The organism is Anaeromassilibacillus sp. An250, assembly GCF_002159845.1.
GTDB classification, from domain to species: Bacteria; Bacillota; Clostridia; order Oscillospirales; family Acutalibacteraceae; genus Anaeromassilibacillus; species Anaeromassilibacillus stercoravium.
Window position 1 is genome coordinate 1 of record NZ_NFJK01000029.1, and the last position, 22,339, is coordinate 22,339.

Sequence of the window (22,339 nt, forward strand, 5' to 3'; positions counted from 1 at the left end):
GTCCCGTAACTTAGGGAAAAGGGACGCCACGGAGACGTGGCCGCAGTGAATAGGCCCAGGCGACTGTTTAGCAAAAACACAGGTCTCTGCTAAATCGAAAGATGAAGTATAGGGGCTGACACCTGCCCGGTGCTGGAAGGTTAAGAGGAGATGTGCAAGCATTGAATTGAAGCCCCAGTAAACGGCGGCCGTAACTATAACGGTCCTAAGGTAGCGAAATTCCTTGTCGGGTAAGTTCCGACCCGCACGAATGGTGTAACGATCTGGGCACTGTCTCAATTACCCGCCCGGCGAAATTGTAGTACCGGTGAAGATGCCGGTTACCCGCGACAAGACGGAAAGACCCCATGGAGCTTTACTGCAGTTTAATATTGGGTTTCGGTAATTTATGTACAGGATAGGTGGGAGACTGGGAAACTAGCACGCCAGTGTTAGCGGAGTCACCCTTGGGATACCACCCTTAAGTTGCTGGAATTCTAACCTGCGGCCGTGAATCCGGCCGGGGGACATTGTTAGACGGGCAGTTTGACTGGGGCGGTCGCCTCCAAAAAGGTAACGGAGGCGCTCAAAGGTTGGCTCAGCACGGACGGAAACCGTGCCTTAGAGTGTAAACGCGTAAGCCAGCCTAACTGCGAGGGTGACGGCCCGAGCAGTAACGAAAGTTGGAGTTAGTGATCCGGCGGTATGAGAGTGGAATTGCCGTCGCTCAACGGATAAAAGCTACCCTGGGGATAACAGGCTGATCTCCCCCAAGAGTCCACATCGACGGGGAGGTTTGGCACCTCGATGTCGGCTCATCACATCCTGGGGCTGTATTCGGTCCCAAGGGTTCGGCTGTTCGCCGATTAAAGTGGTACGCGAGCTGGGTTCAGAACGTCGTGAGACAGTTCGGTCCCTATCTGTCGTGGGCGTAGGATATTTGAGGAGAGCTGTCCTTAGTACGAGAGGACCGGGATGGACGCACCTCTGGCGCACCAGTTGTTCCGCCAGGAGCACAGCTGGGCAACTATGTGCGGATCGGATAAACGCTGAAAGCATCTAAGCGTGAAGCCGACTCCAAGATAAGATATCCCATAGCGTAAGCTAGTAAGGCCCCTTGAAGACTACAAGGTTGATAGGCTGCGTGTGTAAGCATGGTAACATGTTCAGCTTGGCAGTACTAATAGGCCGAGGGCTTGACCATAGTTCCTTGGTTCGAAGCTTTTTCCAAGAACTTCTATCTTAAATCTTTATTCAGTTTTCAGTGTACTGGCAAAGACCCATCCAGATTGGATGGGTCTTTTTTTGTGTAAAAATTTTATATAAAAATTATAAAAATATTCCATATTAAATTATATTATTATATTAAATGCTATATGAAAAATGTTGACAGATTATATAAATAATAGTAATATTTGTAAGGGAATACTGGAAAAATTTTGAGTGCTTATAATGCGTCCTTGAAGAATATTATGTACGCTGACGCAGGAGTGGGATGGCATTTTTCTCCCAAAAATATATCTACAAATGCAAATAAATCGTCAGATGGGTATACTGCACGTTTTAGTGCGAGTTTTCATCTGTATGGGAACTTCTCAGGAGAAAATGTAAAAATCGAGGATGCGGACTTTGGAACATTAGGAGATACAGTAGAAGTAACGCCAGGTTCTGATTAACTTAACAAGCAGGGAGGCACTTCTATGATGGCAAGAAGCGGCGCTTTTGGAAAAAGGGGAAAATTTCTAGGGGCAGGGATTGCTGTCCTGGCGGTTCTCTCTTTGCTCTTGTATTACGGGGTGGCGTCGGGAACGGATTTTGTCCGCACAGACCGCCTTTGGAGTTTTGAGGCAAGTGCGAAAATCCTTGTCTTAGGGCTTTCGATTGCAGTGATTGTGTATTTAGGGATTTCCCTTTTGAAAAATCGGCTGAGCTTGCGGCGCTATACGCTTTTGGCATGGAGCTGGTTTGTAGTTTTTTTCCTTTTCGCCGGTTTGTTTGCAATCCTTTTCCGGCCTTCTGCTGGGATAGGATGGAGTATTTGTATTTGGGCCTTTCCAAGAATGGTTTGGGCGTCGATTTTGATGGCGGCGCTCGGCGGATTCCTCCAGATGGCTGCTGGGAGACAAACCGCGCCGGCGCAAGGCGGTTCCACACGCTGCCGGTTCCTACAGGAGCGGGAAAAATATGGGTGGTTTGCCGCCGCTTCCCTCGCGGGAGTGCTGGCAGAGGGTGCCTGCCGGGTCCTTTATTTCATGGGAAACCAGGCGGTCATTTCCCACCAGGACATGGCCTTTGCTTCCTGGGCTTCCAGTGCGGGGACATTTCTGGACGGCGTGTTTCTGGCCCTGTCAAAATGGCTGCTTGCGGGCCTGGCTGTCCTTCTTTTCTATGGAAGGATGCGGCTCTCAACCTATTTGGAGGGGAACGTCCTGTATTTTGTGATTTTGTTGATGGTTCTTCCTGCCTTTCAATGGATGCTTAATCCCATGTTTGTTCAGAATGTGGTTTTTTCCGTTGGATTATCCTTGGTTGGCGGGATAGAAATCGTATCTGCGGCATGCCTTCTTTATTGGATCGCCTCTTTTATACAGAAGAAAAGGAGAAGAGAAACCAAATTGTAAAAGGGAGCCGTTTCCCGGAGGATGGTATGCATCTGGGCACACGCATCTATGAACTGATCCGGCGCTATGGTTTCTATATAGGGGTGGTCCCCTCGTTGATTGCGTCCGTTTTGCCGGAGAACTATTTTTCTATCAGCATCCCGCTCCTGCTTTTTGCGGTCTTGCTCATCAGCCTGAGCTTCTATTATGGCAGGATTCCGGAGGGGCTTGCGGAAAAGCGCCGGGCGATTGCAAAGGCAACCGTGTATGGCATTTGCACGACCATTGCGCTGCTTGCGGCATGCCTTTTGGCGGCATTCCTTTTGCATCCGGAAACTTTCGGGCGGTAAAGCCGGATTCTCCAGTGGATATCCCTAGGAATTTTCTGCGGAAAGAGTGCTCCAGTCAAACCGGCAGCCTGTAGCGCCGCGGTGCCCTTTTTGCCTGCCAGAGGAATACAAAAGTTCGTTGCGACTGCGTGGCCGTTTGGCCGCACAGGAAGCAACTCCATCCCTGCCCATATCAAACCTGTTTAATCAGAAAATAACCCCGGCCTTCGTCCGTTTTCGTACGGCGAGGGCCGGGGCGATTTGCATTTTGTGAAGGCGTAGAAGCGTTATCAATATGCTTACGTTGTAATATTTATATAAATTGCAATAAAATTAATAAACTTCTACAAGATTACCAATTGATTTGTTGAATATTTAAACGTAAAATAGAAACAGCCATCAAATTGTAAAGGGGGATAGAGCGGTTTTTTAACAAGGGGATGAAAGTTGTATCTTTTGGAAAGGGAGAGAGAAATGAAAGGGAACAAATGGAAAGGGGCCGTTTCCTGGCTGTGTATCATCGCGCTTGTTTTGACAAGCTGTTTTGCAACGTTCGCACTGCCAACCAATGCGTTTGCCAGCGAAGAGGGCACGGTCATTGATGTAACGGATTTTGGGGCCGATCCTTCCGGCCAGGAAGACAGCGCGGTCCCGATTCAAAAGGCAATTGAGGCCGCGAAGGAAGTGGACGGGCCGGTGACCATCTATTTCCCGAAAGGGGAATACAATATTTGGCCGGACGACGCCATCACACGGAGAATCTACATATCGAACTCCACCACCCCGAGCAATACGGAGCTGGAGGAGAATTCGATCCGCACCATTGGAATCCTCTTGGAAGATATGCAGGACGTCACCTTGGACGGCGGCGGTTCTAAGCTGATCTTCCACGGGAAAATGATGTCGTTTGCCGTCATCGATTGTGAAAACGTAAAAATCCAAAACTTGACGTATGATTTTGCAAGGCCATATGTCATCGACTTAACGGTCGAAGCGGTCACGGAGGATACGGCCACGGTCTATATCCCGGATTGTTATGAATATGCAATCGACGGCAACCGCCTGATCTTCTACGGGGAAGTCAGCCCGAAGACCGGCAACCGGTATTGGATCTATGACAATTACCCGTTTGACCAGTGGAACAACCTGCTCACAGGCGAAATCCACCGCGCTTGGGACGGCTGCATGACGCTGTTTGAGAACTGCACTTCCATTGAAGAGCTGGGCAACCGCCGGGTGCTCTTCCACTATTCCGGGCCGCCCAAGGCGCAGGCGGGTTACAACATCCAGATCAAGGAGACGACCCGCGACAATCCTTCGATGCTGCTATGGGAGAGCGAAGACGTCACAATCCGTGATATTAACGCCAATTTCCTGCATTCCTTTGCAATCATCGGCCAGTTCTCCAAGGACATCACCATTGACAACGTCGATGTGGCCACCAACGCGCGCAAGGGCACAAAAACCGCGGCCTCTGCGGACGTGATTCAGATGTCCGGCTGCGGCGGGAAGATCACGGTCCAGAACTGCTACTTTAACAATTCCCAGGATGACCCGATCAACATCCACGGCACCTTCCTGGAAATTCAGGAGGTCTTGGCGCCAAATAAAGTCCGCGTGCGCTATATGGAGCGCGAGACCTACGGTTTCCCGAACTATTATGTGGGCGACGAGGTCGAGTTTATTGCGCGTTCCAGCTTGCAGGCCGTTGGTTCTGAAGAGGTGCGGAACGCCATTGTCACCGAGGTGGAAAATCCCGCAGAGGAAGACTATGACCTGGAAAACCGGAAGAACATCGTCCTCACTTTTGACCGGGACCTCCCAGACGAGATTTTAAACAGTGGGGACCCCACCGGATACGTGGTGGAAAACATCACCTATACGCCGGATGTGGAGATCCGCAACAATGTCTTCTCCCAGTCGAGCTGCCGCGGCCTGCTCTGTACCACCCGCGGGGATGTGCTGATCGAAGGCAACCAGTTCCGGAACATCGATATGTGGACGATTTTTATTTCGGACGATGCAAACGGCTGGTATGAATCCGGGTATACCCGGAATGTGACCATCCGCGACAATGTTTTTTGGGAGGGCAACCAGACAAACATCCACATTGAACCGATTATCCAGGAACTCGATCCAAACAACCCCTTGCACAAAAACATGACCATTGAAGGCAACACGTTCTATCTGAATAACACGTCGGCTATTTCGGCGCTCAGTGTGGAAAATCTGACCATCCGCGACAATGCGTTTAAGCGTGCAGACGATGGGATCGACAGCGAGCTGACGGTTTCCACAGACCAATTGCAGCCCGGAGGGAAAGCCGGGCTGAAGCTGGAGATGAGCACCAACGTCAACGATGCGGGGCTTTTCTCCTTCCGGGGCTGTAAAAATGTGGTGCTCTCCGGCAATACCTATGGAGACGGCCTGAATACGCGCGCCAGCGTCAGCGATATGGATACGGCGGAAATCCAGTTGGAGGATGAGGACGTCCGTTTGAACGAGGATTCGATCAAGCAGTTCCTCTTAAAGGATTGCAAAGTCCAATATATCAGCACGGACGAATCGGTCGTGCGCGTGGATGGGGCGGGCGGAACCGTTGAAGCGGTTGCCCCCGGCCATGCGCAGGTGTACGCCAGCATGGTGGCCACCGACGGCAGCGTCTTCGAGAGCAACCGCGTGGACATCACCGTTTCGGACGGCCAGGGCGCCGCAGCGGAATCGGTCAAGATTTCCGCCCCGCAGGATATCCTGCATGCAGCGGGTGAAACCATGCAGCTTTCGGCAGAGACCGTCCCGGCGGAGGCCGGCGCGGAACTCACCTGGTCCGTGGCCGATGCGGCGACGGGCGAAGCCACAGAAGCGGCGACGATCGATGTGGACGGCGTCCTGACCGCAGTGCAGGACGGCGTTGTGGAGGTCCGGGCGGCCAGTGCAAACGGCGTTTCCGACTCGATGCTGGTTTCCATCAGCATCGGCGGCGAAACCGTGATCCCGGAAATCGAATATGAAGTGCCGGGATTCTGGGCCATTGACGATCCGGACGTCTTGACGCTGACCGTGCCGAACCTATACGGCTTTTTTGATATCCGCGACGAACAGCAGAACGTTGTGACGTTCCCGATTGCAGACGGAGAAAATTTTGAGGCCACCGTTAGGGTGACGGGCAAGACCTATCAGACGTATGAGGAAATTGGGTTTGGCATCCTGAAAGATCTCGACAATTATGTCGCTTGCCAGAAAAAGAACCATCTGGGTACGATTCTGGTGACCGAATCCAACCGGGTTGGCAATGAGGACCATCGCGTTGGCAAGGACGACCAGGACGGCTTTTATTATGACGATGCGATCGACTTCAAGATTGTCAAAGACGGTGACCACTTTGAAGGCTATTATAAGCGCACCACCGAGGGTGCGGATTGGGTCAAGTTCGCCGAGCTCGACAACACGACCATTGGGAACACGGGCATCCGGCTGGCCATGTGGGCAGCGTCCGGCGGAAACAACGGCAATACGTTCACGTTCAGCGAATTGACCATCAACGGCGAACCGCAGGCCTTTGCGTATGAAAACCAGGCCCCGGTTGCCTCCGATGCGGCGTTCGGCACGGCACAGGCGGCTGTCGGGGACACCCTCTCCGTGCAGTATACATTCAGCGACCCGGACGGCGATGCAGAGGCGGGCAGCGTGATCGCCTGGTATGCCGCGGATACAGCCGATGGGGAATACACAAAGATCAGCGGCGCGTCCGGGGATACCTGGAACATCCCGGCGGACTACCAGGGCAAATACATCAAGGCCAGGGTGATCCCGGTCGACGCCTCTGGTATGCCGGGCGCGGCAACCGAAACGGACGCCATGGGTCCGGTGGACATGCGCGGCGACCCCATGGGCAACGCATATCTGAAAACCCTAACCCTGCAAAAGGCAAGCGGCGCGGGAATCGCCCTCTCCCCGAACTTCTCGGGTGAGAACCTCGACTATCAGGCATATAGCTCTGCGGCGGAACTGCGCATTTCTGCGCAGCCGGAGTCCGAAGGGGCGGAGGTATCCTTTGCGCTGAACGAACAGCCGGTGGATGCGGCAAGCCTGACGCTGCAGGAGGGCGAAAACGAGCTGGCGGTCACGGTGACCGCCGCGGACGGTCCGGCCCGCACCTATACGGTGGCAGTCACCTATGAGGCGCTGCCGGAATCCCCGAATGCGTGGCTGTCCAACCTCGAATTGGGCGAACAGGAGCTGTCCGCGCCCTTCCATTTCACGACATATGGTTATATCACGGGCGTGACCGAGGAGGTTGAGTCCCTGCCGCTGCGCTGCGCCACGCAAAACCCGGATGCGCGCATGAGGGTCACAGTCAATGAGGAAGTGCTGGCAGAGGATGTCGCCAGCTTTGACGAAGAGATCCAAATCCTTTCCGGCCTCAACTATATCGATATGGATGTGACGGCGCCGGATGGGAAACAGCAGCAGTACCTTCTGGTGGTTGTCCGCAACGGCTACACGGACACGGACCTCGCAGACCTGAAGGTCAACGGGGAGACCATCGAGGGCTTCGATCCGGAGAAGACCGACTACCTGATTACCAGCGAAGAACCGGTCTCGTTTACACTTGAGGCAGAGGCGGCCAATTCCCGTTCCTCCGTGATCGTCTCCAATGGCCACGAGACGACGGGCGGCTCTGCGCTCAGCTGCGAGGCGGGGCCCGGCCTGACCAGATTTACCATTGCCGTGAAAGCGGAATCCTTGGCGGAGACAAAGTATTACACCATCCGCGTCAAGGTAGCGCAGGAGGACAATGCCAACTTGGAGCGCGCGTCCTTCTCGGATATTTCCCTGGAGGAAGAGGTGCAGCCGGACGTTTTGACCTACCGTGGCTCTTCGTACCGCTCCAGCACCCAGTTTGTGCTGGAGGCGGAGGAGATGGGCGCGACCATCGCCTTTACCGCAAACGGGGAATCCTTCACCTCGGAAGGCAATCTCCTGGAAGGGGAGATCCCGCTGTATCTGGGCGAGAATGTGCTGCGTGCAACCGTGACCGCCCCGGACGGCAGCGAACAGGAGTATGTCTTCCGCATCGACGTGACAGACACAGCCTATCTGTCCGACCTCCCGTGGGTGCGCGCAGAAAGCGGCTGGGAAGGCCACCCGGTCCTGCGCGACCAGGAGATCGAGCGCCGTCCGCTCACGCTCTATAACGAGGAAGCGGGAGGCCCGGTGACCTATGAGAAGGGCCTGGGCACCCATGCGGAATCGACGATTGTCTATGACATTGCGGACCAGGGCTTTACCCGGTTCCAGAGCTGGTGCGGCATCGACTATTCCTACTACGACAGTTCCGCTCCCACCGTGCAATTTGTTGTATATTTGGATGGGGAGCCCGCGTTTGACAGCGGCGTAATGAACGCAAAGTCGCCCGCGCAGTTCATCGACCTGGACCTCACCGGCGTGGAGACGATCCAGCTGGACGCGCTGATGGTGGACACCAACAACTCGGACCACGCGGACTGGGCGGATGCGAAATTCCTCACAGAGGTCTCTGCATCGGAGAACCGCATCTATTCCGACACCTATGAGATTGCCGGCGGGCAGGCCACCATTCCGGAGGGCACCACAGTCCAGGAGGCACTGGAGCAGTTCTATGCCTATGAGGGCGAACTGGCGATCGTAGATGCAGACGGAAAGGAAATGGAGCCGGACGCGCTGCTCGAAGACGGCTGTGAAGTGACTTTGACCGTACAAGGCGAGGTGATCGACCGCGTTGTGATTGTGGTAGCGGCCAGCGGGGTAGAAGGCGACGTCACGGGCGACGGCGTGTTCGATGACGAGGATATCACCTATGTCATGGACTTTATCCTTGGAAATGTGGAACTGACGGAAGAAGAACTGTCGGCGGTGGATTTGAACCACGACGGTGTGTGCAACGTCTTAGACCTTGTAAAACTCAAAAGGATGCTGCTGGAAGGCTGACCGGTTTGAAGCAACGGCAGGGGCCGTGCGGGAAGCAAACCAGCGTGCCGATCGATGAAAAGCAGCGAAGAGAATGCCGGTGGGCTGCAGCCGCATCCCACCGGTGTTTTTATGTTGTAGGCACAGGGCAAAGGAACATGCGGGATCGTCCCGGCAAAAGCAGATAAGATTAAAAATGCACAAAAAAGCTTTTCAAACGGTCTATAAAATGATAGACTGGAACAAAAGGGAAAGGCGGTTGGGTCATAGCGGAATGGTGGAAGCGGGGGCTGAGAAAGGGGGCCCTGCAACGAATGCATTAGCGGCTTTTCCCAGGAAACACAGGGGATGGATCGAAAGAATCCAAGATCATCCATGTAAGGAGAGGAAGAAGTTATGAAATACGAAATAAAAGGCGGCGCATTTCCCGTGGTCGTTTGCTATCTCGACAATGGCGAGACGATGATCACCGAAAAAGGCTCTATGGTATGGCAAACACCGAATATGATGATGTCCACGACCGGGGGCGGCATTGGGAAAATGTTTTCCAAGGCGTTCTCGGGGGAGAGTATGTTCCAAAATATCTATACCGCGCAAGGCGGTCCGGGCATGATTGCCTTTGGGTCCAGTTTTCCCGGAAAAATCCTGCCGTTGCAGATTGAGCCGGGGAAAGAATTAATCGTGCAAAAGAGGGCGTTCCTTGCGTCAGAGATAGGTGTTGAATTGAGCATCCATTTCAACAAAAAGATCGGCGCAGGCTTTTTTGGCGGCGAAGGCTTTATTATGCAGAGGTTGTCCGGCCAGGGGATGGCGTTTGTTGAAATCGACGGCGAACTGGTCGAATACGAATTGGCGGCTGGGCAGCAGCTTGTTGTGGATACCGGGAACGTCGCCGGATTTGAAACAAGCGTTTCCATTGATATTCAACAGGTCCCCGGCCTGAAAAATAAGGTCTTGGGCGGCGAAGGATTTTTTAATACGCTATTGACCGGCCCTGGCAAGGTTTGGCTTCAAACCATGCCCCTTTCAAGCCTTGCAAGCGCCCTCAGAGGCTTCATCCCGTCCGGGAACTAGACCTACCGGTCGGGACACAGGCACGCAGCGGGCACGCAGTGCCTTTCGCGGGCACACAGTGCCTCTCTCGCCTACGGCGTTCCCTAAGAAAGCAAACGGAAAAGAGTTTGTTTTCCGCTCCATATGGGAAGCCCTACAGAAGCAAGGCAAGAATCTTCATAAAGGCAACCATCGCAGCCCCGCCACATGTGGGAAATAGAAGCATCAAATACAGAAGGACCCAATCCCGGGAGTTCCAGGATTGGGTCCTTGCTGTTTATTAGGGAAAAGCCTTCCCTTTTATTTTATTGTTTCCGATCTGCCAATCAGACGCACAACATTTGTCTACGAAAGCACTTACGCAATCGTCACGGAACAATGTTTGACCGCGTTCTGGCCCGGCAGGGTGGTGTAAACGCCCGTGCTCTGGCCCGGCGTACCGGTGGCATAGACTCTGTAGTAGTAGTCGTTGCCAACCTTCGCCACGAACTGCGTCTTCAGCACATCGCCGTTGCCGGCCGTGAAGCTCGGCACCATGCTGTTGCCGTTGACCACGGTCATCTTGAAGCAGTATGCGCTGCCTCTCTTCAAGGTGAAGTTGACCGTCGTATCGGAAATCACATAGGCATTTGCCGCCACGGTCTGGCTTGCGGAGACAACGCCCGCTGCACCATATGCATTGCCAATGTTCGCGGATGTGCTGCCGTGATTGCCGGATACCGGTCTCGCCGGTCTTTCCACCAAATTGTCCAGCGCGGTGGAAAGCGCACGATAAACGGTTTCTACATCCGCTTCCGTAGCGGCTTCATCCGCCAGGACTGCCTGTGCGCCGTCCAGGGCGCGGTTGAGAGCGGATACGCTGGCCGCCGTATATTTGGAGGTGTCCATCGCGGAGGCAGTGCCCACCAGCTCCGCGAGCGCTTCCTTGCTCGGCGTCTTGCGCAGCGCTGCCATGGCCTCAATCAGCGCCTGCGCCGCCTGATCGACCGTTTCCTGGTCTGCATCCACGTTGGCTTGTACGGCCAGCGCACGTTCCAAAGCGGCGGTGAACGCCTCTTTGGTGCCTTCCAAATCGAGGTACTCGTCCAAATCGATTTCCTGTGCCTCTGCAATCGCCTGGTCGAGCTGCGCAAAGTCCGCGCGGTAAACCAGGGCGTTCAGGGCGTCATACAGGGTTTCATAGGCTTTGTCCATTTCCGCCTTCAGGCCGCTCTCGATGGCTTCCTGCGCATCGGAAACAGCTGCCTGTAGATCCGCCCAGCTGCCGGTTGTGAAGTTCTCCTCCGTCAGGGAAGCCACGATATCCAACAGCGTGTTCAGCGCGGCCGGGTCGCCCGCTTCAAAGCTCAGAAGATGGATCGCATCCAGCAGGCCGCTCCATGCTTCGTCGATTTCCGCCTGGGATACAGCGATCACCGCTTCAATTGCCTGTGCGTTTTCCAAAGCCTTGTCGAAGGTTTCCTGCACCGCAGGGACAGCCGCTTCGTATTCTTCGCCGCCCTGCAGGGCTACCGCCGCCTCGATGACGGCGCGGAGCACGCTCTTATCGACCACCGTCGCGACGACGTCCAAAGTGGTTTCGCCCTCCGGCATGGTCAGCGTGTAAGAGAAGGGGCCGCTGCTCTCCAAAACTTGCGCTTCCCCGTTGATTTCCATAGAGGCGATTTCGCGCCCGTCCGCCGTGGGCACGAAGAGCATCGTGAACTCGTCGCCGGAGAAGACCGTGGTCTGATACGTGCCGGTCACGTTTGCAATGCCGGGGAAGATATCGTTGACGGCAATCTGCACCGTGCGCGGGTCAAAGTGGACCGTCAGCGGGTATTCCACCGGCGCTTTTTCCTGCAAGGTGTATGCGCCGTCCGCGTAAACCAGCTCCATGTTTTCCGGGCTGCTGAGGAAGAACGAACCGTCCTCCTGCTCCTCTGCGCGGACAACCACGTCGCCAACCTGCGCATCCCCGGTGACGGTGACGCTGTTCTTGCCGAACAGGAAGTCGGTGACCGTCAGGACGCTTCCGGCGGGGATTTCTACGGTGGCGGGGGTGTTGCTCTCAAGTTTATTCCATCCGCTGAGGCCCTTGATGGTGGCGTCGCCCGTCAGCACCAGGCCGCCGCCGACGCTCGTAGTGCTCACAGTGCCGAGATCAGCTGTGCAGTCGCCCTCGATGGACAGCCAGGAGCGGTCCAGCTTGGTGCCGCCCATGCCCGTGATGTCCATCACGGCGGGCTCTTCCGGCGTGCCGCAGTTGGCAACGCGCAGGATGCTGCGCCCATTGCCCTCCATGCTTTCCATGGAGAGGTTGCTCAGATCGACGGTATAGTAGCAATACCGGGAGGCGGAGTCGTCGCGGAAGCTCTTGAGGGAGCCGGACACGGTGTCGTCCATCTTGATTTCCGCGTTGCTCTTCCAGGTGATCAGGGTGGTATTCGCCATATCCAAATTTACGTTTTTAAAGGTGATGTCGCCATAGGTGCGCAGGAAGCAGGGCCTTGTATCGGCCACGCCCAGCGTGTGGCCCTGGCCGTCGATGACCAGCGGCTTATCCACATTGCGCATCGCATAGTAGCAGGAGAGGCCGGCGGTCTCTTCGTACATCAGGAAGTCTTCGTCTTTGTTCAGATACAGGGTGTAGGGGCCTTCGCCGTCGGTATCGCGCTTGATGGCGAGCAGGGCATCGTCGAGGTTCTGATACGTCTCTCCCGTGAGGTTGCCGCCGGACACGACGATGTTCCCGTTCGGCAGGACAAAGTCGATCTCGCCGTTGTTTTCCGTGCCGCCGGTCGCGCTGTTGTCGTCCTGGATGAAGGACTCGCAGACGTTCGCAGCGAAATCGCCGACCTGTTGTTTGATCTCTTCGGTCAGAAGGCCGGGGTTTTCTTCCGTGCCGTCGCCGTTGATAAGGCCGTTCAGCAGGAATGCAATCTTCTGCTCATTGGTGGGTTCCTCCACACCCGGGACCGTGACCGGGAGGATCTCCACGACTTTGCCGACCGTGGCATTGGAGCCGCCCACCATGCCGGCCACCAGCGCAGCGGCCAGGTTGTCCACGAACCCGTCGTTGCCTTTGATGAGATCGGAGGCGTTGAAGGTCAGTGCATCGGCAATGCCGGACGCTTCGTTGGAAGCGCAGTCCACCACAGCGGCCACCAGCGCGTTGACCAGCGTCACGTCGCGCAGCTGTGCGATGCCGGTGTTGACCCAATCCGGGATTTCCTGGGGCTCATCGCCCGCCAGATGGCCCTGGTAGACGTAGTTGGCCAAGTCCATCACGGTATGTTCCGCGTCGATCTGCATGTCTGCGACAGAGGTTGCGATTGCCTCGATGGTCTGGTCGAGCAGGCCGCCCTCGGGGAGGACCTTCTCGTCCACCTGCTGGAGCAGCACATCCACCAGCTTTTCTTTGACGTCGCTGTCCGCAATGACGATATGTGCATCCAGCCCGCTGACGGAAGCCGTTCCATGCACCTTCCCGTCCGCGTGCCAGAGGGTTGCGTCAATGCCGGAGAGGGTGACATGCATGCCGTCTTCCTCGGTGTGCGGCAGGTACTCGTCCAGCATGGAGACCACCAGGTCGCCCGGGTCCTGTTCCAGCAGGGCGGTCAGGGCCGCTTTTGTGCCGCCCGCCGCAAGGACCTGCTCCACCAGAGGACGCACCAGCAGGTTTCCGGCCGCGCCGCTGATCATGTCGCCGGAAAGCGCCGTGGCGTTTTTGCCGTAGGCGGTGAAGTCCTCAATTTCCACACCGTTGTAATTCACGGTGTCCACCAGGTCGGTGGCAATCTGCGCGTTCACCTGGATGCTGCCGTTTTCTTCCTGGGTGCGGGTCAGGGTGATGGTGCGCACCGGGGAGGGATAGGTGACGCAGGAACCGGTTTCGATGTCATAGAACATCTTGCCGTTGATCTCACGGGAGGCGATGTCGTTGGCATGCATGTGGCCCGTCAGGACGATGTTCACGCCTGCGGCAGAAAGCGCTTCCGCAGCCTCTTCGTAGTTGTCCGCGAGGTATTCTCCGAGGATGTCCGGCTCCATGCCAAAGTGCGGGACCAGGCCGTGGTGTTCCACGCCGATCACAACATCGCCGCGCGCATTGGCTTCCGCAGCCTGTTCCGCGACCCACTGGAGCAGGTCTTCGCTGAGCGCGCCGCCCGTCATGTGCTCGTCCGTGCCGCTGTCGGTGACGTCCGCGCTGTATTTGCCGGAGTCCATGACGATAAAGGTGAAGCCCTCCGCTGGGCGCGCCACATAGGAGAGGCCGCCCTGCTGCTTCCCTTCCGGCGGGGTGTAGGTTGCAATGGCGTCCGTGTAGGAGACGTCATGGTAAATTTCCTTGAACTCTTCCGGGGTGGTCTTGAGATCCGGGTCCATGGCGCTGGTGGTCGCCGTGCCATAGGAATCCTTCACACAGGTGGAAAAGTCGGTTGCATCGGAATTGTTGACGTCGTGGTTGCCGTTGATGACATAGATCTGCATGTTCGGGTTGGCGGCCCGGAGCTCGGTCAGCATCGCGGCCATCTCGCGGTGGGCCGGTTCCTCGCCGTCCTTGGTCAGGTCGCCGCTGATGACCAGCACGTCCGGGTCGGCCTCGTCAACCATCTCAAAGACGCGGGCGTCGATGTCCTCGCTCTCCGCCATCATCTTGCGGTCGGAGTGCAGGGCTGCGGCGAAATCCGGGTATTCGAACGGCTCGGTGTTCACCAGGTTGCCGTCCCCGTCCAGTGCGGGCTGGAACTGGCCCGGCTGCTGTGTTTCGCCGCCGTTCGGCTGCATGGATTCCGGCAGCAGGTGGGTGTCGGAAACCTGCATGATCTTGAGGGTGGAAGAGGTCTCCGCCTGCGGCGCGGCGCTCTGCGCCGTGCGGAGGACGCTGGCCGGCGCTGCCGGGGAAACTTCCATCTGGATGTTCTGGGTGCTGAGGTCAGGTTGCTCTTCCGAAAGTGCCGCGAGGGCTGCCGTGTTGTCCGGCAGGTCGTAACCGGCGCTGTCGAGGGCTTCGGAGAACGCAGCGAGGTCCTCCGGCGCATAGACGACGCTGGCCGCCGGTTCTTCCGCGGCTGGCTCCGTCTGTGCAAACGCTGTTGCCGGCGTAGCGACCATGGCTACCGCCAGGAGCAGCGCAAGGGTTCGCTTGTACCATTTCCTGTGGCTTTGCATCATTTTTTCCTCCAATTCTGCAATCACCTTTCGTCCCTTGGGACGTTTGATAGGGAACGGCGCGTGTCGTCACACGCCTTCCCAAAAAGTATAGGAATCCATCGTTAAAAACAGGTAAGGTTTGGATTAAAGAATATTAAAAATAAAAATATAAATTGAATAATATTTAAATGGGTGGATTGACCGCATGAAGAAATCGTTATAAGATTTATACAGAAGTAATTTTGTAGAAAGTAAAATAAGCGTCTTTGGAAGGGGTGGTTGTATTGAAAAAATTTTTAAGTTTTTGTTTATGCCTTTGTTTGCTCATGCTTTTCGCAGTGCCTTTAGGAGGGACTGGAAATTTGCAAGCCTATCAGTCGGTATTGGACAAGTTAAACGCAGAATATGGAACGACGTTTCACTTCCCAACCGACGAGGAGTTACAGGCAGCGGGCCTTACCAATACGATCGACCCAAGAACAGTGAACGTTTCCGCAGAAGAGCTTGAGAAGCAATTGCGTCCGATTGCCGAACGGATTTCCCAGGCAAATGCAGAAGCGGGAAAGGAATAGGAGGGGCTTCCGGCAGCGCTGGAACAGGCATGGAAGAAGTTCCACAAAGTTAGCCTCTATCCGGATACAAGAACCGCTGAATGGTAGCCATCTGTACAGCACGTGTTTTAGCGGCGGGCAAATGGCTTCGGCCTAGTTAAAAAAGAGGGCAAAGAGGGAGAACCTCCTCGCTGCCCCCTTTTCCGCTTGTTTACAGAACCTTGACACTGGAGGAAAGATGGTATATACTTTTAACATACAATTGTATGTTAAACAGACAAAAAGAGGTAAATGGATATGTTGAAAAGGCTTTCAGAATCGGAATTGGACGTCATGTTGGTTGTTTGGAGAGCGCAGGAGGCCTTGGACACCGGCGAAGTTGCGCGCCGCCTGCAAAAGGGCTGGAAAATACAGGCTGTGCAGGTGGTTTTGGGCAGGCTGGTCAAGAAGGGATATCTCTCCTGTGAGAAAATCGGGCGTTTGAATTATTACATCCCGTTGGTTGCGGAAGCGGACTACCGTGCGGCGGAGACGGAAACCTTTGTGGAAAAGCTGTACCGGAATTCCCCGAAATCCCTGATTGCAGCGCTGGTACAATCCCAGCCCCTGAGCAAGGAGGATTTGGAGGAAATTCGGGCGTTGCTGGACCGAGGGGAGGAATCGTAGTGTTGGAAAGCATCTGTTTCCGGGTGTTGAGGCTCTCCCTGCAAATGTCCATCCTGCTGTTGCTTTCCTTCCTGGGAAATAAGTGGCTCACACGGCGGTTTGCTGCGCAAGCAAGATGCTTCCTCTGGATGGCCTTTAGCATCCGCCTTTTGATTCCTGCATCTCTTTCGTTTGCTCTCCCGTCTTGGGGTGCAGAAATACAAAAGGCCACGGAAGCTGCCCTGCCCTCTGCGGCACAGATGGGACAGGCGGAGGCGCCGGCGTTTGTGGATGTGCTTCCCATGGGTTCCACCGCAGGATTCGCGGCCCCAGCTGAGATTTCTTATGGACAGATATCCGCAGGGGAGGGCATTGCACTGCTCTGGCTGATCGGGGCGGTTTGCTTTCTTTTGGCACACGTGGGCATACATGTTTTCCATATGCGGTTCCTGCGGGCACACAGCGAAATTGTATGTGGCGGGGAGCAGCAAGCCCTCCTGGAGCAGATCCGGAAGGAGCTGCATGTCCGGCGCAATCTACCCGTTTGGATCTGCGGCAAAGTGGACAGCCCGATGCTCACCGGCCTGTTTCATCCCACGTTGATTTTGCCGCGGACGGAGTTTTCACAAGAGCAGCGGATGTTTATTTTCCGCCATGAACTTGCCCATTACAAACGGCGCGACCTTTGGACCAAGTGGGTGTTTCTGCTGGCGCAGAGCGTCCACTGGTTTAACCCCTTGGTACATATTCTGGCGAAGAAGGCAAATTTGGATTTGGAAAATGCCTGCGACGATACTGTCCTGAAGGGAAAGGACCGCCTTTACCGGAAGGCGTATGGAACGGTCCTGCTGGACGTCTTAACCAATCAAACCCATGCAGTGCCGCTGTCCACCCATTTTATAGGGAGGAAGGAAGAAATGATCGGACGCTTTCGAAACATGATCAACACAGCTCCCAAAAAGAAAGGGCATGGATTTCTCTGCTGTGTTTTGGTGGGGATGGTGTTGCTTACCAGCACGCTGTATCCAGCGCCGGCCCAGGCGGTAAGCGCGGGGGCCTCCTCCCAGCCGCAATCAACGCCGGAGGAGATTGCGGAAACAAGGGCGCTCTTGGCAGAATGTCTAAAAGGCTCGATGTTTGAAACCTATCAGCCCTTCCGCGAATTACCGTTGACCGATGAAAATTATCAGAGGTGCGAACAGGCGGAAGAATCGTACCGAAGCCTCTTAGAAAAAGTCTCCCCTGCAATGCAAACGCGCGAATATACAAACCATCCGTTCTTTCTCGCGGTCGACAGTAAAAAGAAAGGGGAAATTACATCCGGGCTCTTTTGCTGTCAAGCCGATAACCAGGTAGATCAAGGGCAGATAACACTTATCGAATTAGAATTCTCCGATCCGTTTCATCCCGAAGTTTTTGAAATCGGTACAGCCTTTGCTTGTCAGGGAGAACAACTGAATCAAAGATATTTTCAAAGGCAATCCGAAAAGCGGCATATACAAACAATTGCAGAACAATTTCAGATTGATTTGTCACAATATGAAGAAGCTTTTTCTACGGTCTATCCTTCCGTAATTCAAAACCAAGCGTATCTTTTAGGGGGGTCTATAAAAAAACAGTTGGCACAAATGGGCCGTTATTCCTTTGAGAAGTTTTCTCTTAACCATACTTGGGCTTATATAAAAAAAGACCATACGGAAGGAGTTCTGTTCAACCAAGATGGAAATGGGATATATGCACACTTTTTTAGAATGGGGGCGTATACAGACAGAAGCAAAATAAGCGGAGAGGAAAATTGGTATCCAATTATCGAAAACAGATGCATTCCTCAGTAGTTCCGAATACCACTGCCATTACAAAAGACCATACAGAAAGGACGAAAAAAATGAAAAAAAGGGTTATTTCATTCATGTTTGCGATGGTTTTCGTAAGTATCTTTTCAACAGCAGGTTTCGCATATAATGTAGATGCATGGGCAGGGATTACCGGAGGAAAAAATGCGATCACCTGCAGCGCTCATGCCAGTACAAATTGTTCAAAATCAGATTTAGAAGGGAGTTCTTACGAAGGATATATTGAGGAAGATGGTAGAGAATTCTACCAAATGGCAGGGGGCGATCAAGTAAGCTACGATACAGATTGGGATGTCAAAAATCCAAGCGGCCTGTATTATGAGATACATATATGGGGTAGTTTTTCCTATAAACATGGGATTGCCAGCGATCCATTTGACGAGATAGGAACAAAAAGTTTTATTTCGGCAAAGGACGGCGAATCACCTGGCGCTAAGCTGGAAATTGGTTTTAAAGACGCGCTTGTTAAAGCTTTCCAAATCCCTGTGAGCGAATATACCCATATCAGTTGTTATAGCGAGGACTATACGACATTTCAATTAAAAAATGTATCGGAACAAATTGGTAGAGCCGTTGGAGACACCAAGCCTGTTTACTTGATGAGTAAGGATGGCCGGACACTGTTGGTTCTAAAACAGGATGGTCAAGGCGTCAACTATCAATTTACGTTCTCCGTCCAGGACGGAACGTATAAGCTGGAAAATGTGGAGCAGAAACAGGGTGAGCTCATAGACGGTAAGGCCTTTTTGACGGCATAATTGCCTGTATTAAATTTGTGCAGTGGTATTCAGATGCCCCCGGCGAGCAAATGCCGGGGGCATTTCGCATTTCCGCAAAACATTCCCTCTTTACAAAATTGTAGTTTTTCTTGACAAAGCGCGATGCAGTGTATATTATTGTACTAACATATTAGTACAAAGGGAGTGGGATCATGGGGAGCAGTTATTCAGTAGAAGTAGCAGCTATGAACGCGATGATGGGATTCATTGTCATGATTGTCTTTGTTTGCCTTGCGGGGGTTGCCGCACAGGTCCTTCTGGGGCTGGCGACGTATAACGACGCAAAGGCGCGCGGGAACAACGACCCGGTGATGTGGGGCCTGCTGGTGGGCTTTCTGGGCTGGATTCCCGGCATCGTCTATCTGTGCCTGCGCAATAACAACGCGAACCGGCTGATGACCTGCCCGCAGTGCGGATTTGTGCACCGGGTGGCGGAGCCATTTTGCCCGCAGTGCCGCGTGCAGAATCCATACAGCGCGCCGTTTCAGAACCCGCTCGCGCACCAGCAGGCGCACCGCGCAAAACTGCTGTTGATCTGGGCGGTTGTGGCCTATGCCGCGGTGATCGTGCTGACTCTTGTCGCCGTCTTTGGGCTGATGACGTCTTTGGTTGGCGTGGCCATGTATTGACGGTTTTCTTCAAGAGAGAACGAGGAAGTTCCCACGCGGGAATGAAAAAGATTGGGACTGGGAGGGCAACGTATGTTACAGGTGACGGACCTGACAAAGATTTATAATCGCCTGGTGGCGAACGACCATCTGAATTTCACGGTAAATCCGGGCGAAATCGCCGTTTTGCTGGGGCCGAACGGCGCGGGAAAATCCACGGCGATCAAATGCATCGCGGGCCTTTTGCGTTTCCAGGGAAATATCACGATCTGCGGCCATCCAAACAAGAGCGTGGAGGCCAAAAAGGAGTTCGGCTATATCCCGGAGATGCCGGCGCTGTTTGAGGCGCTGACCGTGCGGGAGCATCTGGAGTTTATCGCGCGGGCCTATAAGGTGGAAAATTGGGAGAAAAAGACGGATGCGCTGTTGGAGCGCATGGAGCTGGACGATAAGCAGAACAAGCTGGGCGGCGAGCTGAGCAAGGGCATGCAGCAAAAGGTGAGCATCTGCTGCGCGCTTTTGCCCGCGCCGAAGGTGGTCATGCTGGACGAACCGCTGGTCGGCCTGGACCCCCACGCGATCAAGGAGCTCAAGCAGATGCTTCTGGAATTGCGGCAGAACGGCTGCTCCATCCTGGTGAGCACGCACATGCTGGACAGCGTGGAAGAGCTTTGGGATAAGGCGCTCATCATGGTGCAGGGGAAGATCGCCGCGGTGCGCACCCGCTCCGAAATCGAAGCCAACGGCGAAGACCTGGAGCAGCTCTTTTTCTCCATTACGGAGGGAGCTTCCGACGGAGGCGCGGCATGAGTACCATTTTTTATATGCTCCGCAAGGAGTGGAAAAACCGCCTGCTGGCGCTGTTCCGGCACCCGGGCAAGCTGGTGGTCTATATCCTTCTGGTGGTGCTGCTGGTCAATTCGGTAATCAGCACCGCGTTGACGCCGCAGGCGGACCTGGGCGGCTTTTTGGATCTGCGCATCCTGCACGGCGCTTACTTGGGGATTTTGCTGTTGTTCACCGTGCCCATCCTCTTGAATGCGCTGCAAAAGGGCACCACCTTCTTTGGCATGAGCGACGTCAACCTGCTGTTTGTGTCGCCCATATCCCCCAAAAAGATCCTGGCATACGGCCTGATGAAGCAGATGGGCCGCACGCTGTTGATGATGTTCTTTTTCCTGTTCTACGGGGCGATGATGGCGCAGACGTTCGGGATTGTCTGGACGGATACGCTGGCCCTGGTGGTGGGGGCGGCGGTGACGCTGTTTTCCGTACAGGTGCTCTCGCTGTTGCTTTACAATTTTACAAATGGCAATCCGGCGCGTGTGCGTACCGCAAAAGCCATCCTATATGTCTATCTTGCTGCGATCGCGGGGATCATCCTGTTGGAGTTCACGGAAGGCGGCTCGAACATGGAGGCGCTGCTGGCGGCGGTTTCCTCCCCCAAGCTGGAATACCTGCCCCTGCTCGGCTGGATCAAGGGCGCGTGCTTTGCGTTCATCGCCGGGAACCTGGCGCAGGCGGGCCTGTTTGCCGGCCTGACGGTGCTGGCAGTCGCAGCGTGCGTGCTGGTGTTTGTGCGCGGCAATGTGGACTATTTTGAAGACGTCTTGCAGTCTACGGAGACGGCGCAGGAGCAGCGCGACGCCCTCAAAAAGGCCGCGGACAGCGGGATGATGACCACCAACAATGGGAAGAAGCGCAAGTACAAGGTGCGCACCACGGGCATCCGGCGCGGCTGGGGCGCGAATACCTTCTTCTATAAGCATCTGTGTGAGGCGCGGCGCAGAAGCCGCATCCCGTTTGTGGATTCAAACACGATTATCTTGGTGCTGGTCAACCTGGGCATGGCGTTTATCCTCTCGCATGTTTGGAGCGAAGAGGGGGACGTGATGCCGGCGGGCCTGATGATGATTATTGGGGCAGCGTTTAGCTGTTATATCCTGTTTTTCCTGAATGCCGCGGGCGCATGGATGCAGGAACTGATGAAGCCCTATATCTATTTGGTCCCGGCCAGCGGCTTTACCAAGCTGGTGTGGGCGGCAATGTCCACCATGCTCAAGCCGGTGGTGGACGGCGTGATTGTATTCGCGATATTGGGCATCTACGCACAAGCAAACCCGTTGACCGTCCTTTTATGTATCCTGGTGTATGCCAGTATGGGCGTGTTGTACATTGCGGGCAGCGTCCTTTCCGACCGCATTCTCGGCACGGTGGCGAACAAAGGGCTGATTATGATATTGTACATGCTGATTTTGTTGCTGTTGGTTTTGCCGGGCGTGGGGATTTCCCTGGTCCTGCTGCTCACGATGGGCGATTTCCTGCCCGCGATCGTCATCGGGATGCCGGTGGTGCTCTGGAACCTGGCGGTTTCGGCCGGTGTGTTTGCCCTTTGCCGGAACAACCTGGAGAATGTGGAGTTGACCAATTCCCTGTAACTCCCAGGCGGACGCATGGCGTCTTTCGCGCCTACGGCTGACCTCCGGTCGGGACGCGGGCACGCAGTGCCTTTCGCGCCTACGGCGGGCACACAGTGCCTTTCGCGCCTACGGCGGGCACACAGTGCCTTTCGCGCCTACGGCGGGCACACAGTGCCTTTCGCGCCTACGGCGGGCACACAGTGCCTTTTCGCGCCTACGGCGGGCACACAGTGCCTTCCGCGCCTACGGCGTTCCCTACAAAAGGAAACTGCAAGGAATTTGCTTGCCACTCCATACGGGGAAGGCTCTACAGAAGCAAGCCAATCGCTTTACAAAAGCGAGAAAGGAAGAAATCCACCGTTCCCACACGACATCCGGAAAACAGCAGCGAAAAACACAGAAGGACCCAGCCCTAGGAAATCTCCCGGGGCTGGGTC

General features: G+C 54.9%; 13 protein-coding genes and 1 rRNA gene. 13 read left to right on the forward strand and 1 reads right to left on the reverse strand.

Annotated features, from left to right (window positions below; all coding sequences use genetic code 11):
• The 6 genes from B5F54_RS16210 to B5F54_RS16235 all read left to right on the forward strand — a co-directional run.
• A 23S ribosomal RNA gene (locus B5F54_RS16210) occupies positions 1–1,183 on the forward strand; the annotation flags it as partial.
• A 268-nt stretch (positions 1,184–1,451) separates the two neighbouring features.
• Positions 1,452–1,655, forward strand: coding sequence for a hypothetical protein (locus tag B5F54_RS17425; RefSeq protein ID WP_140400405.1), 204 nt, complete (start codon positions 1,452–1,454; stop codon positions 1,653–1,655).
• A 24-nt stretch (positions 1,656–1,679) separates the two neighbouring features.
• Positions 1,680–2,600 carry a hypothetical protein gene (locus tag B5F54_RS16215; protein WP_087235217.1) on the forward strand — a complete coding sequence of 307 codons (921 nt, stop codon included), beginning with the start codon at positions 1,680–1,682 and terminating at the stop codon, positions 2,598–2,600.
• A 26-nt stretch (positions 2,601–2,626) separates the two neighbouring features.
• Positions 2,627–2,929, forward strand: a complete 303-nt coding sequence (locus B5F54_RS16220) for a hypothetical protein (protein WP_087235218.1) — start codon at positions 2,627–2,629, stop codon at positions 2,927–2,929.
• A 453-nt stretch (positions 2,930–3,382) separates the two neighbouring features.
• Positions 3,383–8,878, forward strand: coding sequence for an NPCBM/NEW2 domain-containing protein (locus tag B5F54_RS16225; RefSeq protein WP_087235219.1), 5,496 nt, complete (start codon positions 3,383–3,385; stop codon positions 8,876–8,878).
• A gap of 375 nt (positions 8,879–9,253) precedes the next feature.
• A complete protein-coding gene (locus tag B5F54_RS16235) occupies positions 9,254–9,931 on the forward strand; it encodes a TIGR00266 family protein (RefSeq protein WP_087235221.1) in 678 nt (225 codons plus the stop codon).
• Between the two features lie 336 nt (positions 9,932–10,267).
• Here B5F54_RS16235 and B5F54_RS16240 read toward each other — a convergent pair whose 3' ends face one another.
• Positions 10,268–15,064 carry a metallophosphoesterase gene (locus B5F54_RS16240; RefSeq protein ID WP_172749774.1) on the reverse strand — a complete coding sequence of 1,599 codons (4,797 nt, stop codon included), beginning with the start codon at positions 15,062–15,064 and terminating at the stop codon, positions 10,268–10,270.
• 344 nt (positions 15,065–15,408) lie between these two features.
• Here B5F54_RS16240 and B5F54_RS16245 point away from each other — a divergent pair, with 344 nt between their 5' ends.
• The 7 genes from B5F54_RS16245 (at position 15,409) to B5F54_RS16275 (ending at position 21,920) form a co-directional block, all read left to right on the forward strand.
• On the forward strand, positions 15,409–15,618 hold the full coding sequence (locus B5F54_RS16245) for a hypothetical protein (RefSeq protein WP_087235223.1): 210 nt from the start codon (positions 15,409–15,411) through the stop codon (positions 15,616–15,618).
• Positions 15,619–15,894: 276 nt separating this feature from the next.
• Entirely contained in the window at positions 15,895–16,263 is a 369-nt protein-coding gene (locus B5F54_RS16250) for a BlaI/MecI/CopY family transcriptional regulator (protein ID WP_172749775.1), read from the forward strand.
• Between the two features lie 23 nt (positions 16,264–16,286).
• Positions 16,287–18,077 (forward strand): M56 family metallopeptidase, encoded by a 1,791-nt coding sequence (locus B5F54_RS16255; RefSeq protein ID WP_275532241.1) that lies wholly within the window; start codon positions 16,287–16,289, stop codon positions 18,075–18,077.
• Between the two features lie 50 nt (positions 18,078–18,127).
• Positions 18,128–18,853 (forward strand): hypothetical protein, encoded by a 726-nt coding sequence (locus B5F54_RS16260; protein ID WP_087235226.1) that lies wholly within the window; start codon positions 18,128–18,130, stop codon positions 18,851–18,853.
• Positions 18,854–19,026: 173 nt separating this feature from the next.
• Complete coding sequence (locus tag B5F54_RS16265; RefSeq protein ID WP_140400406.1) at positions 19,027–19,503, forward strand: zinc ribbon domain-containing protein; 477 nt, start codon at positions 19,027–19,029, stop codon at positions 19,501–19,503.
• A 72-nt stretch (positions 19,504–19,575) separates the two neighbouring features.
• Complete coding sequence (locus tag B5F54_RS16270) at positions 19,576–20,292, forward strand: ABC transporter ATP-binding protein (protein WP_087235228.1); 717 nt, start codon at positions 19,576–19,578, stop codon at positions 20,290–20,292.
• Complete coding sequence (locus B5F54_RS16275) at positions 20,289–21,920, forward strand: putative ABC exporter domain-containing protein (RefSeq protein ID WP_087235229.1); 1,632 nt, start codon at positions 20,289–20,291, stop codon at positions 21,918–21,920. Before B5F54_RS16270 ends, B5F54_RS16275 begins: the two co-directional genes overlap by 4 nt.
• Positions 21,921–22,339: the final 419 nt, after the last annotated feature.